Here is a 16694-nt window from a genome sequence, read left to right as displayed (position 1 = left end):
TTAAGTCCAATTCATCGATAACCTTATTTACAATGCGTACTGGATGCAAGGCAGGAATGAAATCTTCCAAAGAATGAGGAATCAAACTCATTTGATTCTGATCGTAAAGTCTATAACGTGGTGCTTGCTTTGCCATATTTACTTGAATTACTTATGCTAATTTAAGTATATTAGATTGAAATTCAAATAATTATAATGGTGTTTTTTACTTAAAAGTACAAAAAAGAGGCTATCTCATTTGAGACAGCCCCTTTTCCTTTATTGCACTGGAGTAAAAATAATGTACTCCTGTAGTTTATTTTCTAACTCTTCAAAGAAAGCTTTTACCTTAGAGTAATGCTCTACACTAATATTGGCCTGAGCCCTTGTAAGGTTTAAATGCGCCTCTACCTTATTGACTTGGGTGCTAAATTTTACTTGAACCCCTAGTCCAGTGCTTTCATCTTGTATAGTAAAGTCTTTAGGTAGACTCTCTACTTTATAGCCCTGAGGAATACTTACTCCTACCATATAACTTTGTTTACTTGCAAAGCCAAAGTAGATATCCGCCTGTCTGGTATTTGCTGTAAATGGATTAACTCTAAACTCAAACCAATCAAAGACATTTACAAACCATTTGTTATTAAAGAAAACACTTGCATTCTCTTTATAAATATTTGCAGTTAAACGCAAAGTGTTTTCTAAGGAATACATACTTGATGTGGTTAGATTACTCAAACGAATACCTCCATTTTTGGCTTGAAACTCGCTAATAAAACCAAACTTACCACCATCTTGAAATATAGACCCCGCCTTGATTTGATCATAGCCATTATAATTGGCTAGCATACTTCCTTTAATAGCACCATTGTTTAATAACTCTATTTGGTAAGCCAAAGAGTTTGAAGATAGAAATCCAGGAGTTAAATTGAAATGTAAAGAAGAGGCATTCTCTGCCACTGAAATAGCCTGACCATTTAAATCCTCTAAAGGCAGTATACCTAAGGTGGACAAAGGACTACTAGCGTCTAAGAAGTAATAGTCCTCTCCTATTTGTAAAGCAGCAATTACGTTGTTATAATAATTGCTTTGCCAGGTAGTTTTTCGCCCATTTTGCACCGTACTTAAAAGTAAAGGAGTAACCTTTAAATCAACATACTCAAGCATACTAATAAGCATTAAATTAATATCAGCTGAATTACCAAGTGATTTATTAAAGGCTGTTTTCACTCCAAATTCTGGATAAATGGAATAATTTCTATTCCACTTTACTTTAGATTGAACAAACTCTAATATTTTTTGAGCCCTTGCCTTAGGTTCAAGCTCCATATAAACAGGCTTATCTATACTCTTTTTATAATAGGATTGGTTTTTAATTTGCCCATAGAAAGATCTACTCTTATACAAAGACTCCAAAAATTCTTTCTTACTTGGTAGAACAACTTGCTTTGGGGATAAAGGATAAGCCACCCAAACCAAATCTTGCTTTACGTAAGCCAAATAATTCTGTAAGTTATCTACAAAAGGTTCATTCTGAATTTCCCCTATATTTTGGGCCATCATATTGGTTTGTAAAGAAGGCACTTTAGTTTGAGATAAAAACATTCTTGAACTAGAAAAATCACTCATTACTTGGGCTTGCTCTTTAAGGATTTTCACCGAACCTGATTCGATGATTTCGTAATTATAATAATTAGGCACCCTACTAGTGTAGGTACTTATAATTTTAGGTAAACTCCCTTGAATCTCCCAAACTGGTAAGTTATCTAAATAATTAGTCATTCTTGCATAGGAATATTCAATAATACTTCCCGAAGGTACTTTAGAGAAATCAATCCCTGTATACTTAAAAGAGGATTTGTTCTCACTTTTGATCATCCAACTAGAAGGCACTTGTGTTTTAATTACTTTGGTATCATCTAAAGTATAGATGTAAGCAGAGAGTAGTTCCACTTGCTCCTGCACATAATTATTTTGAAAGTAATCCACTTTAAGGTTAGCTCTTGAAGCAACTTTGGAATCGTACACTTTTATCTTTCTACTAATTTGTTCCACTACCTTAAACTCCGCATCCACATTGCTAAAAGCAAAATAGATTTCTTGATGCTCTTGTAGGATCTCTATAGGGGTTTGCAAAAAGACTTCACTTTGATTTTGACTTAATTCCAAAGGAGTAACTTTATCTAAAAAATCTTGTCCAAACACTACTGTAGTGAACAACAAAAAGGTAACATAAAAATACTTGCAATGCATCATGCTTATTTTATTTAATTTCAATTGGCCTATTACGACAAAGTTACATAATCAAAAGATGTACCTGTTAGTATAAATAATATATTTTAGTATAAAAAAAACCAAGACTATTCGTCTTGGTTTTTCCCATCTTTATAAATATCGGTACGATAATGTTCTTCTTCTCCATCTAGAATTTGAATATAACTTCTGTATCTAGACCAAGATAATTCATCTCTATCTAAGGCATCTTTCACAGCACAATAGGGCTCTTGTCGGTGTAAACAATTATTAAATTTACACTGATCTTTTAAAGCAAAGAATTCGGGAAAGTAATCTCCTACTTCATTTGGCTCCATATCTACCACACCAAATCCTCTAATACCTGGGGTATCGATAATTTGGGCATCAAAACTCAGATCATACATTTCAGCAAATGTAGTGGTATGTTGTCCTTGTTGATGTTGTTCGGATATAGTAGAGGTCTTCAAGTTTAACCCTGGCTCAATGGCGTTAATTAAAGTTGACTTACCTACTCCCGAATGCCCACTAAACATAGAAACCTTACCTAGCATGCGTTCTTTAATTTGATCAAGTCCTTTTCCTGTTGTAGCAGAAACCCGAATACAGTCGTAACCTATGGAGGAATAAATATACTGTAAATACAATTGATCATTTAGTGCATCCTCATCAAAGGTATCAATCTTATTAAAAACCAATACCGTTTTGATACCATAGGCTTGAGACGTTACCAAAAAACGATCGATAAAACTTGTTGTTGTAACAGGATTATTGATAGTAACTACTAAAAATACCGTATCAATATTAGAGGCAATAATATGCACTTGTTTGGATAAGTTTACACTTTTTCGAACAATGTAGTTCTTACGGTTTTCAATATGATTAATTACCCCAGTGGTAATATCATTATTTTGTTCAAGCTCAAATTCAACATGGTCACCTACGGCAATAGGATTGGTACTCTTAATACCTTTTAGGCGAAACTTCCCCTTAATCCTACAATCATAGAATACCCCGTCAGTTGCTTTAACAATATACCAACTACCTGTTGATTTGTAAACTACTCCTTTCATATAATGCCTTTATCTTTACTTTATTTCTTATTAATAATCTTATCCTGTCTATGGATACTTTCTTGGTGAATGGCAGTATAAATATCGGTAACAAACTCTTTAGTAAAACCAATATGCTGGCCCTCTTTTTGTAGTTTTTCTAACATTTCACTCCATCTACCTTGTTGGTAAACTGCAACGTTTTTATCTCTTTTTAAACTTCCAATTTCATCAGAAATAGCCATACGCTTTCTCAATAAATCTAACAACTTGCTATCCATGTCGTCTATTTGGATACGGTAGCTCTGAATCTTTTGTAAGAACTCCTCTGTAGAATCGGTAATATTTCTAACCGTTAAGCGATCAATGATCTCTTCTAGATTCTCTGGGGTTACTTGTTGGGCTGCATCACTCCAAGCATTATCTGGATCACAGTGCGTTTCAATCATTAAACCTTCAAAGTTTAAATCTAAAGCTTGTTGAGAAACTTGCAATATTCTTTCTCTATTTCCCGTAATATGTGATGGATCACAGAAAACTGGAATATTAGGCAAATGTAACTTTAAATCAATTGGTATTTGCCATTCTGGGTTATTTCTATACTTAGTCTTTTCATATGTACTAAATCCTCTATGAATAACTCCCAATTTAGTAATACCTGCTTCATACAAACGCTCAATACCACCCATCCATAAAGCTAAGTCTGGATTTACAGGATTCTTTAAAAGTACGATTTTATCACTACCTTTTAAAGCATCCGCAATTTCCTGTACCGCAAATGGATTTACAGCTGTACGAGCTCCAATCCATAGAATATCGATATCATGCTCTAAACACAATTGTACGTGTTCAGCTGTAGCAACTTCTGTTGCTAAAAGCATACCTGTTTCTTTCTTTACTTGTTGTAACCATTTTAATCCAATAGCCCCAACCCCTTCAAATCCTCCTGGACGAGTTCTTGGCTTCCAAATACCAGCGCGAAATACTTTTACTTGTTTTGGTAACGATCTAGCTATACTTAGTACTTGCTCAGGTGTCTCAGCACTACAAGGTCCCGCAATAATTGCTGGATTCTCTCCTGCAAAGATACTTAACCATTGTGTGTTAACATTCATTTTTTCCATTGTAATGTAATTAATTATTTTTATTTATATAGTTTGGCTATCATTTAACTTTGAAAAATACAATTTTCTATCAACATTTCGTGTTTGTTTTTATTTTTTTAAGGTAAAAAAGAGCTTTGACTCTTATTTTTTTTACAAAACCTCTGAATTTCACCTCATTAATGTTTTATACTATTTCACTTTTCTATAGTACCACTATTTATTTTAAAGAGCAGAAGTATCCTGTAAGCAAATTCATTTTTCATACTGTATTTACTTTATGGGTTAAACGTGCTAAGAAAGAACACTTCTTTTATAAACTATAAAACCTTACTTTTGTTATTAAATATACTATTTATGTCAATATCGGTTCAAAACCTCAGCAAATCCTATGGAGCACTAAAAGCCTTAGACAAGGTTAGCTTCCATATTCCCTCTGGGCAAATCGTTGGCTTTTTAGGTCCAAACGGTGCGGGTAAATCAACGATGATGAAAATCCTTACTACTTTCAACACCCTTGATCAAGGAGTGGCTTTAGTAAATGACTTTGATGTGGACAAACAAGCTAAACAAGTACGAAAATCCATTGGATACTTGCCAGAGCACAATCCTTTATATCTGGAGATGTATGTTTGGGAGTACTTAAAATTTAATGCGCAAATCTACAAAGTAGATCATAGCCGCATAACACAAGTAGTACAGCAAACTTCTTTACAAGAGGTGTATGATAAAAAAATCAACCAACTCTCTAAAGGTTTTCGTCAACGTCTTGGTATAGCAACCGCATTATTACACGACCCACAAGTATTAATATTAGATGAACCTACCACTGGATTAGACCCTAACCAATTAATTGAAATAAGACAATTAATCAAAGACATTGGTAAGAATAAAACTGTATTACTCTCTACTCATATTATGCAAGAGGTAGAGGCCATGTGTGATAGAGTAATCATCATTAATAAAGGACAAATTAAAGCCGACCAAAGTCTAAAAGATATGCTTGGTCATAAGGACAAGCAGATAATTGCAGTGGAATTTGACTTTAAAATCGAGATCCAATTTATTGAACGTATTCCAAACCTGGTTCAAGCAATCCATATTCATGACAATAAATGGGAATTACTTTTTCCTTTGGATCAAGATTATCGTACTGCAGTATATGATTTCGCACAAGAGCAAGGGTTAAAAACCTTGTCTATGGGAATCAAAAATCAAAATCTAGAACACTTATTCCGCGAAATAACTTCTTCATAAAACATATATAAGGTCCTATAAGAGACCTTATTTTTTTCAAATAGCGCAATGTTGTAAAAAAGATAATAGCCAAAAAAGGTCGGAAATATTTTCCGACCATTTTTTTGACTAACAATCTTTTCTCAATAGTAAATGTTTCTCTTCAAAATTAGGGGTATTAATCCTCTAAAGACCTAACTATCTTTAGCTGACATATAGATAAGACCTTATTCTACAAGATCTTAGTCACCCTATTTTTTAACACAAATCAAATATACAAATTACAAAACAATTCTACTACTAAGGTTTAATTACAGAATATTACACTTAAAGAATATAAATATAAAGAATATCTATCTATAAACACTTGAAAAACTCGGTAAATAAGATTTTTTATCTAAATACCTGTGCCCTTAGTCGCTTAAGACAATTGAAAATCTTTAGTATTAAGCAGACTTTTAATAGATATCCTAAATAAAAAAGCCTTTTAACATGATGCTAAAAGGCTTTTTTTATTTTTATTTTATATCCTCTAATAGTAGATCTACTTTTTTAAGTACATCTTGAAGATCATTTGGTTTTCCAACAAAATCTAGATTGTCTACATCTATAATAAGAAGTTTTCCTTTATTATAACCCTTAATCCATTCTTCGTAGCGTTCGTTTAACTTAGATAAGTATTCCGAAGAGATAGAGTTCTCATAGTCTCTTCCTCTTTGACGGATTTGATCTATTAAATTAGGTACTGAACTTCTAAGGTAAATAAGTAAATCAGGTCCATTAACAAGACCTTGCATAAGCTCAAATAAAGAAGAGTAATTCTCATAATCTCTTTGACTCATCAATCCCATAGCATGCAAGTTAGGTGCAAATATATGTGCATCTTCATAAATGGTACGGTCTTGAATAATATGCTTTCCACTTTCTCTAATTTGCAATACTTGACGAAAACGGCTATTTAAGAAATACACCTGCAGATTGAAAGACCAACGGTCCATATGATGGTAGAAATCATCTAAATAGGGATTATCTACTACATCTTCAAAATGAGGCTCCCACTGATAATGGTCAGCCAATATTTTAGTTAAAGTAGTTTTCCCTGCTCCAATATTTCCAGCTATAGCTATATGCATTATGGTAATTTTATTATGTAATTGTTTAATTTTTCGCCCACAAAAATACTCAATTTTTGGGTGTTATAAAAGAACCCTAAAATGCTTTTATCTGGTAATGCTATAGGATATACCTTATCTTTAACTATATCAACATAATAGAGATTATCTTGGTATAAATAAAATAGCTTTTTCGGATCCAAAACTTGCATTTTATCGTATAAAGAAGGTAAAGCATATTCTAAAACTACAGTTCCTTTGGTGTCAATACCATGAAGAACATTATCTTTATCTACCCAAAAAAGATGATTTAAAGTAGAATAATAATCTTTGTTTTCGGCTGATTCTAAAGTATATATCAAATGTCTCTCGTAGGAAGAAGTATTATACTGACGAATAGCCCCTGTGTGATTAGCATCTACAATCCAAAGCCTTCTTGCGGCACTATTGGCTACATAAACGGCTTGCATATTAGGAAATTTCTCAGAAAAATCAATGCGACTTACTTGAGCTAATTCTCTGCTTAAACTAAAAACAACTTGGTTTTCTTTATAAAATACCAAAGGAGACAAGGCAAGTGTAATGTCTACTTGGGTTAAAGAATCCATTTGGGAATTAGTATAATTAGATGAGTTGTATTTACTAATTTTTAGTAATGTATTATCTTGCTGTAAAAAAGTATTATCATAAATATCTTTGGCTATAAATACTTGGTCCTTTCCGATATTCTCTGAATTCGAAAAACGAGTACTCAAGGTATCTTGTGCTAAACTATTCCAGCTACTCCACAGAAGTATAATACAAACTAAATAACGCATAACTTATTTTTTTTGGTAAGTTAAAAATGTAAAATCATAAAGGTGTTTATCGTCCTTTGGATGAAATTCCTCTTTGGTTAATTCCCATTCTTCTAAAGAAAATTCTGGGAAAAAAGCGTCTGCTTCAAAGTCATTATCTACTTGAGTTAGCTCTAATATATCTGCATGTTCTAAAGCCAAAGTATAAATTTCACCACCTCCGATAACAAAAACTTTTTCTTGCATTTTACAAACCTCTAAGGCTTGCTCTAGGCTATGTACCACTATACATCCTTCAGGAGCTTTATAGTCTTTTTGTCTGGTAATAATCACATGGGTTCTATTGGGTAAAAGTCCTTTAAAAGATTCAAAGGTTTTTCTTCCCATTATAATGTGATGAGCCGTAGTTAAGTTTTTAAAATGCTTAAAATCGTCTGGTAAATGCCAAAGTAATTTATTGTCTTTACCCAAGGCTTTATTTTTGCCTATTGCTGCTATTAATATAATCATTTTTAAGCAATTTCTATAAAATAATATCGTCTTTCCCCTTCTCTTTAGAAAAATCCTCTAGGGTATCTTGTTCTGTAGTTGGTCCTTGTGCTAAGTCTCTCTTTACATTTACTAAAGGAAAATCTTTTTCTACCGTTTTACGCAATTCTTCAATTTTCTTCCGTTGTAAGGCAATTAATCGCTCCATTTCTCTATCTTGCCAAGCCTTACCCATAAAACGTTCTACAAAAACTACATTTACCACTTGAATTAACAAAACAACAGCCCAAACACTTACTGCCCACATCCACCAATCTCCAACAAGTAAAGGGTCTTGTATAAAGTTGTTAATACAATACATTAAAATACTACCTAAGGCAAATAGTATAAAGTGAAATAACAATAATCTCTTTTGCTTTATTCTAGCCTTAGCATAATCATACATTTTGTACTCTTGATTGTCTTGCATATCATATATTTTAATTCTAATAAACTATCTATACCGAAACCTTTGCTTTAATACCAGGATGAGGATCATACCCCTCAAGGGTAAAGTCTTGGTAAGTAAAATCAAAAATATCTTTCACCTTGGGATTTAAAACCATGGTAGGTAGAGCTTTAGGCTCTCTTTCTAACTGGATTTTTACTTGCTCCATATGATTATTGTAGATATGTACATCACCAAAAGTATGTACAAAATCTCCTAACTCTAAATCACATACCTGAGCAACCATCATAGTTAATAAAGCATAAGAGGCAATATTGAAAGGAACCCCTAAAAACACATCAGCGCTTCTTTGGTATAATTGACAAGATAATTTACCATCGTTTACATAAAACTGAAAAAAAGAGTGACATGGAGGTAAAGCAGCTTTACCATTGGCTACATTTTCACTAAAGGATAAAGAAGTATCAGGCATCACACTTGGATTCCATGCTGTAACCATAATTCTACGGCTAGTTGGATTGGTCTTCAAAGTATGAATAGCTTGTTTGATTTGGTCGATTCCTTCCCCATTCCAATTTCTCCATTGGTAACCATACACAGGTCCTAAATCTCCATTCTCATCGGCCCACTCGTCCCAAATCTTCACTCCATCTTGTTGTAAATAAGCAATATTAGTATCTCCTTTTAAAAACCATAATAATTCATGAATAATAGACTTTAAGTGTACTTTTTTAGTAGTAACTAAAGGAAATCCTTGGCTTAAATCAAAACGCATTTGATGCCCAAACATACTAATAGTTCCAGTTCCAGTCCTATCTTCTTTCCCTGCACCTTGGTCTACTATTTGCTGTAATAAGTCTTTATATTGTTTCATTATTTCTTTTGTAATTATCTATTTTCTCTTAGCTAACTCATCTCTAAGTAAAGCTGCTTTTTCATAGTCCTCGTTATTAATGGCTTGTTCTAATAAAGAATTTATTTGCTCCAATGTAAAAGAACTATAGGCTTGATCAGAAGAAGGATTCTCTAATATTTGCTCTACTTGAGCTACAATATTTCCATCCTTAACTTCTTGGTCTTCCTCAAAGGAGTCCTCTTCAAACTCTCTAACTTCAAGTACAATACCTGCTTTATCCATAATGTCCTTATAGGTAAATATAGGGGCATAAAAGCGAATTGCCAAAGCAATTGCATCTGAAGTTCTAGCGTCAATAATTTGCTCTACTCCATCTCTTTCACAGATAATACTAGAGAAAAACACTCCATCTACTAGTTTATGTATAATGACTTGTTTGATTACAATGTCAAAACAATCTGCAAAGGTTTTGAATAAATCATGAGTTAGAGGTCTTGGTGGTTTGATTTCCTGTTCTATTGCTATAGCAATACTTTGGGCCTCAAAAGCTCCAATAACAATGGGTAATTTTCTATTTCCCTTCTCCTCGTCTAAAATAAGGGCATATGCTCCATTTTGGGTATGGCTATAGGAAATTCCTTTGACCATTAACTTTATTAAACTCATATCTTTAGTATTCTCAATATAAAAAAAGGCAAGTAAAACAAAGGTATAAAAAAAACTTCGTTTTACTTGCCCGTAACTTTATTTTCACTTTAGGCAGTATTTGCAACCTTTATAAGGCCAAATGAATAGATCTTTATTGATTGTTTGCCTTAAACTGTTTTAGTTTTTCCACAAGTTCTGGTACTACTTGGAAAGCATCTCCAACGATTCCGTAGTCAGCCACTTTAAAAAATGGTGCTTCTGGATCTGTATTAATTGCAACTTTCACCTTAGAGGAGTTAACCCCTGCAATATGTTGAATAGCTCCAGAGATACCCACAGCAATATATAAGTTAGCAGAAACTGGTTTTCCAGTTTGTCCAACATGCTCTTCGTGATCTCTCCACCCTAAGTCAGAAACTGGTTTTGAACAAGCTAAAGCTGCCCCTAACACATCTGCTAGATCTTCGATCATTTTCCAGTTCTCCGGTCCTTTTAATCCTCTTCCTCCTGATACAACAATATCAGCATCTGCAATAGTTACTACTCCAGAAACTTTTTCCGTTTTCTCTACCTTTAGGCCAAAATTACCTTCATCTACTGCTAAGTCAACTTGCTCTACTGTAGAATCTACAGGAGTCTCGATTAAACCAAAAGAGTTTTTAGCTAAACAAATAACTTTAACAGCTGTATTGATTTGTGTTTCATTAAAAGCTTTATTAGAAAACGCATTTCTTTTTACTACAAAAGGAGAAGTGCTAATTGGTAAAGCAACTACATTGGTAGCTAAACCAGCTTTTAAATCCACAGCCAATAAAGGAGCTAAATATAAACTATCTGTACTACTTGAAAGCACCACTAATTGACTAGATTGTTCTTGTGCTACTGTTTGAATTGCTTTAGCATAAGCCTTAGCGTTAAAAGTAGATAATCCTTGTGCGTTGATATTAATCACTTTATCTACTCCATATTTACCCAATTCACTTACGTTCTCTTGGTTAATGGTAACTGCAACAACAGTTGTTGATAATGATTCTGCAACTTTTTTTGCATAAGAGGCTAACTCTAATGCAACTTTCTTAAATTTTCCTTCTGCTGACTCAGCATATATTAAAATAGACATAATTGTAGTTTTAAAATTAAAATTGGCACTAGATTACTTTAGCTTCATTGTGAAGTAAATCGATTAATTCCTCAATATTATCTGGAGAAATCATTTTACAAGCACCTTTAGGAGCTGGTTTATCAAACTTCACTGTTTGTGTTGCTAATTCCTCCGCAGTAGCTTCAACAACGTTTAAAGCTTTAGAGCGTGCAGTCATAATTCCACGCATATTAGGGATAATTAAATCTTTCTCTTCTACTAATCCTTTTTGCCCACCAATTACTAAAGGCAGTTTTGCAGAAATAGTTTCTGTTCCTCCATCAATTTGTCTAATAGCAGTTACACTTTGATCTTGGATTTGTAACCCCTCACAAGAGTTGATAAACTCATAACCTAGTAAAGCTGCTACCATTCCTGGTACCATTCCACCATTATAATCTAAAGACTCTTTTCCACAAAGGATCAAGTCGTACTCTCCTTCTTTTGCTACTTTTGCAATAGCGTTAGCAACAGAAAAACTATCGATAGGCTTTTCGTTAATACGAATACCTTGATCTGCTCCAATAGCTAGTGCTTTACGAATAGTTGGTTCAGTAGAAGCATCTCCTACGTTTAGCACAGTAACACTCGCTCCATGAGCTTCTTTTAATTTAATTGCTTTGGTTAAAGCATATTCATCGTTTGGGTTAATTACAAACTGAACTCCAGTTGTATCAAATTCAGTATCGCCATTAACAAAGTTAATTTTCGATGTAGTATCAGGCACATGGCTGATGCAAACTAGTATTTTCATTATTTATAGTTTTTTGATTTTTGTTATTCTCAGAGTGACGAAAATAAGAATATTTTCCGATATTTTACTATGCACGCATACAAAATTTAAACTACTCCTAAAAATATAAGTCTTATTTTATAAATGTATTCCATTTACCTCTGCTAAAGCACAGGGATTTAATTGGTAAAAAAATAGTTACAAACTCTATCTCTTACACAAATAAAAAAACAAAAAACACCCCATTTACATAGATTTAACTTAAATCTTTCTTGCATTATACAGGCTAAATCACCAAATATATTTACTGGCCTTCTTGGTATATTTTCTACAACTCCATCTGATTTGTTAAAAAAAAAGTCTAATACCATTTGTATAGCAAATATCACCTTGGATAATCTCAGTCTTAGGCAATAGTTTTGCTTTAAGTTCTAGCTAAATAGGGCTAATGCTTTAAAAATCATAAAAGGCACAACTAAATAAGTGTTTTATAATATTTTTTTATACTTTTGCTTTTGAGTAAATTAATTACGACTAATAGATAACATTATGAGAACGATTCAATTTAGAGAGGCCATATGTGAAGCCATGAGCGAAGAAATGCGTCGCGACGAATCAATATATTTAATAGGTGAAGAAGTAGCTGAGTACAATGGTGCTTACAAAGCCTCAAAAGGTATGTTGGACGAATTCGGTCCTAAGCGTGTAATCGATGCTCCAATTGCAGAGCTTGGATTTGCAGGTATTGGTGTTGGTTCCGCTATGAATGGTAACCGTCCTATTGTTGAATTTATGACTTTCAACTTCTCATTAGTAGGAATCGACCAAATTATAAATAACGCAGCTAAAATGCGTCAAATGTCTGGAGGACAGTTTAACATTCCAATTGTTTTCCGTGGACCTACAGCATCCGCAGGACAATTAGGAGCAACACACTCACAAGCATTTGAAAACTGGTATGCAAACGTACCTGGGTTAAAAGTAATTGTTCCTTCTAACGTTTATGATGCAAAAGGATTATTAAAAGCTGCAATCCGTGATAACGATCCAGTTATTTTCATGGAGTCAGAACAAATGTACGGGGATAAAGGAGAAGTTCCAGAAGGAGATTACGTACTTCCAATTGGAGTTGCGGATATCAAAAGAGAAGGTAAAGATGTTACCATTGTATCTTTTGGGAAAATCATTAAAGAGGCTTACAAAGCTGCAGATGAACTAGCCAAAGAAGGAATCGAATGTGAGGTTATTGACCTACGTACAGTTCGTCCACTTGACTTTGATACAGTAATAAAATCAGTTGAGAAAACAAATCGTCTGGTTATTTTAGAAGAAGCTTGGCCATTTGGTAGTATTTCTTCTGAAATCTCTTACCAAGTACAAGAAAGAGCATTTGATCACTTAGACGCACCTATTCAAAGAATTACTACTGCAGATACGCCTGCGCCTTATTCTCCACTACTTTTACAAGAGTGGCTACCTAACGCTAATGACGTAGTTAAAGCAGTGAAAAAAGTTCTTTATAAATAATAAATAAAGTTCTTTATAAGTAAAAAATAAACTATATTTGGTAACTCCATCTTAATTTGTGTTAAGATGGAGTTTTTTTATGCGTTATATTCTATTATGAGAAACCAGCTAATATTTATATTTTACTTTCTACTGTGCCCATTTTTACTTCTAGCTCAAACAAAAGTTAGTGGTAAAATTATCGATGACCAAAATAATGAAGTCCCATTTGCGTCGGTTTACTTTAAAAATTCAACAGAAGGAGTAATTGCCAATGAAAATGCTAAATTCTATCTAGAATCTCCAAAGAATCATTCTATTTTGGTTATTTCCTTTTTAGGCTACCAAACCTTAGAAATAGAACTAAAAAATAAAGTAAATTTAGATTTAGAAATTGTTCTAACAACCGATAACCTACTAGAAGAGGTAAAGATATTCGCGGGGAAAACCTCCAAAAAAGACAACCCAGCCTTAGATATTTTACGTAAGATATGGGAGCGCAAGCGCAAAAATGGTCTTTATATGTTTGACCAATACGAATTAGATAAGTACGAAAAAGTAGAATTTGACTTAAACAGCATAGATAGCGCTTACCAAAATAAAAAGATTTTCAAAGGAATGGAATTTATCTTCCAGCAACTTGATACTTCTAAAGTAACAGGAAAAACCTATCTTCCCATCTTTATCAATGAAAGTGTTGCCTTTGTATATGGAGATAACACCAATGGTAGAAAAATAGAAAAATCCCTTGGAAATAAGAACTCAGGTTTTGATAACAACCAAAGTATTATCGCCTTTGTAAAGGACTTATATGCCCAATACAATATATATGACAACTACATTAAGATTTTTGACAAAGATTTTGTTAGCCCCTTATCAAGAACAGGAATTAATGTTTACAACTATATATTAGCCGATAGTACCTATATAGACGATAAATGGTGCTACAATATTATATACTACCCTAGGCGTAAAGGAGAGTTAACCTTTAAAGGAGATTTTTGGGTGAATGACACTACTTTTGCTATTAAAAAAATTAATATGGAGGCAAGTAGAGATGCCAATATTAACTGGGTAAAAGAGATTTATATTGAACAAGAGTTTGATGTAGTAAATGATTCTGTCTTTCTATTGACAAGAGATCACTTTATGAGTGATTTTGCCTTATCTAAGAAAGAAACCTCTAAAGGAATGTATGGTAAGCGAACTACTTTATACCAAAATCATCGTTTTAATATACCTCATCCAACAGACTTTTATGTAGAAAAAGTAAACCATTTCGACCCAGACATGTATCAAAGAGACGAAGAGTTCTGGAGTACTTACCGCTTTGAACCTCTAAGTAAAGACGAGGTTGGAGTTTATCAAATGCTAGATACATTAAAGACGGTTCCAAAATTTAAAATGCTATTTAATATAACCGAAACCATTGTAAGTAACTACTATAATAGAGGGAAGATATCCTACGGACCTATTTTCTCTACTATTGGCTATAATGACATTGAGGGGCTGCGATTAAGACTGGGAGCAAGAACTTATTTTGGACAAAATGACCCTTGGAGATTAGAGGGATATACTGCTTATGGTTTTAAAGACCATCAGGTTAAATATGGTATAAGTGGACGTTTTTTACTTAATAAGAACAATCGATTAATACTTCACGGAGGTAATCGAAGAGATATTGAACAAATAGGGGTTAGTTTAACGGAAACATCCGATGTACTAGGTCGAAGCTTTGCTTCTAGCTCCTTATTTAGTAGTGGAGACAATACCAAACTAACCTCCATTAACTTAAGTACATTAGGGCTAGAAATTGAACCTTGGAAAAATTTAAAATTTCAAACAATCTTTACCTATAGAACCTTAAAACCTGCTGGACCGGAGTTTAATTTAGACTATTATGTCAATAAAGCCGATAATATCATTTCCAATGAAACCAGACAATCCGAACTTGGTCTCGAAGTAGATTACACCCCTGGGAGAAGTCCTATAGGCTTTGGTGTAGACAGAACCGATCTAGACTCAAGATATTTACGCTTATTTTTAAAATACAGCCAAGGCTTTAAAGGTGTATTCAAAAGTGACTTTGCTTATGAAAAACTGCAGTTCTATGCTAGAAAACCAATTATTTTAGGAGGTTTTGGAACCCTTACCCCTACTTTTGAAATCGGCAAAACATTTGGGACTGTACCTCTTGGACTATTAAGTGTAGTTCCAGGTAACCAATCTTGGTTCTTAATAGAGAATACTTTCTCTAACTTAGACTACTATGATTTTGTTACTGACCAATATACTTCCCTGCATTTAGAACATAATTTCAACGGACGTCTCTTCTCTAGAGTTCCTGTATTACGCGATTTAAACTTAAGAGAGATTATTGGAATTAGAGCTATACATGGAAAGATTTCACAAAACAACATAGACATTAATGCTTCTAATTTGGTATATAAAGCACCTACAGACACCTATTATGAATACTATGTAGCTGTTGCCAATATTTTTAAAATCATTAGAATTGATCTCTCTTGGAAAGGAAACTACAAAGACATGCCTGACTCCCGCAATTTCGTTGTGAAAGGTTCTTTTGCACTTTTTTTTTAAAATCGTTATTAAAACTTGTTCTAAATCACTATTTAGAGTATTTTTGCAACCAATTTAGAAAAGAGATTAAAAATTAAGAATATGAGTAAATTTGAAACTTTTGACGCTTTTGTTGAAATACCAGCAGGAAGCAGAAACAAGTACGAGTATGATTTTGATTTAAAGAGATTAAGATTCGACAGAATGTTATACTCTAACATGAGATATCCTGCAGATTACGGCTTTATCCCAGAAACTTTAGCTTTAGATGGAGATCCATTAGATGTTTTAGTTTTATTTACTGAACCTTCTTTACCAGGATTAGTAGTAGAGGTTAAACCAGTAGGTATCTTCTATATGTCAGATGACAAAGGGCAAGATGAAAAAATCATTTGTGTTCCAGTATCTGACCCAATTATGAACAAATTAAATGATATTTGTGACGTAAATGAGCACTTAAAAGAAGAAATCGAACACTTCTTTAAAGTATACAAAGACTTAGAGAAAAAAGAAGTTACAACAAATGGATTCGGAGATAAAGCAGCAGCTTTAAAAATGATCCAAGAATGTAAAGAGCGTTTCGAAAACATCGAAAATAAAGAAGAAGGATTATTCAGCATCCGATTCTAATAACAATCGAGTAGGAGGCTGAAGATTATTTCTTCAGCCGACCTCTCACACCACCTGGCATACGGATCCGTACCAAGGCGGTTCTTAACTTTACGATACTTTTAAGTAGATGTCATGTATAGAAGTATAGC

At 33.4% G+C, this 16694-nt stretch carries 15 protein-coding genes; 4 read left to right on the top strand and 11 right to left on the bottom strand.

Features of this window, described 5'->3' with window-relative positions; translation table 11 throughout:
* Positions 1 to 258: 258 nt before the first annotated feature.
* From ACYSNX_RS11755 to ACYSNX_RS11745, 3 genes are all read right to left on the bottom strand, one after another.
* Entirely contained in the window at positions 259 to 2235 is a 1977-nt protein-coding gene (locus ACYSNX_RS11755; RefSeq protein ID WP_461754864.1) for a hypothetical protein, read from the bottom strand.
* Between the two features lie 104 nt (positions 2236 to 2339).
* Positions 2340 to 3305: a ribosome small subunit-dependent GTPase A gene (gene rsgA, locus ACYSNX_RS11750; protein ID WP_461754863.1), complete on the bottom strand. Its 966-nt coding sequence runs from the start codon at positions 3303 to 3305 to the stop codon at positions 2340 to 2342.
* 20 nt (positions 3306 to 3325) lie between these two features.
* On the bottom strand, positions 3326 to 4408 hold the full coding sequence (locus ACYSNX_RS11745; protein ID WP_461754862.1) for a chorismate mutase: 1083 nt from the start codon (positions 4406 to 4408) through the stop codon (positions 3326 to 3328).
* A gap of 336 nt (positions 4409 to 4744) precedes the next feature.
* Here ACYSNX_RS11745 and gldA point away from each other — a divergent pair, with 336 nt between their 5' ends.
* On the top strand, positions 4745 to 5644 hold the full coding sequence (gene gldA / locus ACYSNX_RS11740; protein ID WP_461754861.1) for a gliding motility-associated ABC transporter ATP-binding subunit GldA: 900 nt from the start codon (positions 4745 to 4747) through the stop codon (positions 5642 to 5644).
* A 497-nt stretch (positions 5645 to 6141) separates the two neighbouring features.
* On the opposite strand, the gene ACYSNX_RS11735 is transcribed toward gldA, so the two are convergent.
* The 8 genes from ACYSNX_RS11735 to ACYSNX_RS11700 all read right to left on the bottom strand — a co-directional run bounded on the left by ACYSNX_RS11735 (position 6142) and on the right by ACYSNX_RS11700 (position 11868).
* Entirely contained in the window at positions 6142 to 6756 is a 615-nt protein-coding gene (locus ACYSNX_RS11735; protein ID WP_461754860.1) for a deoxynucleoside kinase, read from the bottom strand.
* Positions 6756 to 7553 (bottom strand): hypothetical protein, encoded by a 798-nt coding sequence (locus ACYSNX_RS11730; RefSeq protein ID WP_461754859.1) that lies wholly within the window; start codon positions 7551 to 7553, stop codon positions 6756 to 6758. The genes ACYSNX_RS11735 and ACYSNX_RS11730 overlap by 1 nt, the downstream gene beginning before the upstream one ends.
* Positions 7554 to 7556: 3 nt before the next feature.
* The gene (locus ACYSNX_RS11725) at positions 7557 to 8042 is read right to left on the bottom strand and encodes a dihydrofolate reductase (RefSeq protein ID WP_461754858.1); all 486 of its coding nucleotides are present in this window, start codon (positions 8040 to 8042) and stop codon (positions 7557 to 7559) included.
* 13 nt (positions 8043 to 8055) lie between these two features.
* Positions 8056 to 8490: a 2TM domain-containing protein gene (locus ACYSNX_RS11720; protein ID WP_461754857.1), complete on the bottom strand. Its 435-nt coding sequence runs from the start codon at positions 8488 to 8490 to the stop codon at positions 8056 to 8058.
* A 28-nt stretch (positions 8491 to 8518) separates the two neighbouring features.
* Positions 8519 to 9343 carry a thymidylate synthase gene (locus tag ACYSNX_RS11715; protein WP_461754856.1) on the bottom strand — a complete coding sequence of 275 codons (825 nt, stop codon included), beginning with the start codon at positions 9341 to 9343 and terminating at the stop codon, positions 8519 to 8521.
* A gap of 18 nt (positions 9344 to 9361) precedes the next feature.
* The gene (locus ACYSNX_RS11710) at positions 9362 to 9991 is read right to left on the bottom strand and encodes a bifunctional nuclease family protein (protein ID WP_461754855.1); all 630 of its coding nucleotides are present in this window, start codon (positions 9989 to 9991) and stop codon (positions 9362 to 9364) included.
* A 133-nt stretch (positions 9992 to 10124) separates the two neighbouring features.
* The gene (locus ACYSNX_RS11705) at positions 10125 to 11093 is read right to left on the bottom strand and encodes an electron transfer flavoprotein subunit alpha/FixB family protein (protein WP_461754854.1); all 969 of its coding nucleotides are present in this window, start codon (positions 11091 to 11093) and stop codon (positions 10125 to 10127) included.
* A 28-nt stretch (positions 11094 to 11121) separates the two neighbouring features.
* Entirely contained in the window at positions 11122 to 11868 is a 747-nt protein-coding gene (locus tag ACYSNX_RS11700) for an electron transfer flavoprotein subunit beta/FixA family protein (RefSeq protein WP_461754853.1), read from the bottom strand.
* 528 nt (positions 11869 to 12396) lie between these two features.
* Here ACYSNX_RS11700 and ACYSNX_RS11695 point away from each other — a divergent pair.
* From ACYSNX_RS11695 to ACYSNX_RS11685, 3 genes are all read left to right on the top strand, one after another.
* Positions 12397 to 13374 (top strand): pyruvate dehydrogenase complex E1 component subunit beta, encoded by a 978-nt coding sequence (locus tag ACYSNX_RS11695; protein WP_461754852.1) that lies wholly within the window; start codon positions 12397 to 12399, stop codon positions 13372 to 13374.
* A gap of 96 nt (positions 13375 to 13470) precedes the next feature.
* Positions 13471 to 15954, top strand: coding sequence for a DUF5686 and carboxypeptidase-like regulatory domain-containing protein (locus ACYSNX_RS11690; protein ID WP_461754865.1), 2484 nt, complete (start codon positions 13471 to 13473; stop codon positions 15952 to 15954).
* An 81-nt stretch (positions 15955 to 16035) separates the two neighbouring features.
* The gene (locus tag ACYSNX_RS11685) at positions 16036 to 16563 is read left to right on the top strand and encodes an inorganic diphosphatase (protein ID WP_461754851.1); all 528 of its coding nucleotides are present in this window, start codon (positions 16036 to 16038) and stop codon (positions 16561 to 16563) included.
* Positions 16564 to 16694 lie beyond the last annotated feature (131 nt).

The organism is Myroides sp. LJL115, from assembly GCF_054871665.1.
Note: the sequence above shows the minus strand (reverse complement) of the source record. Positions and strands in the feature narration are given on the sequence as shown.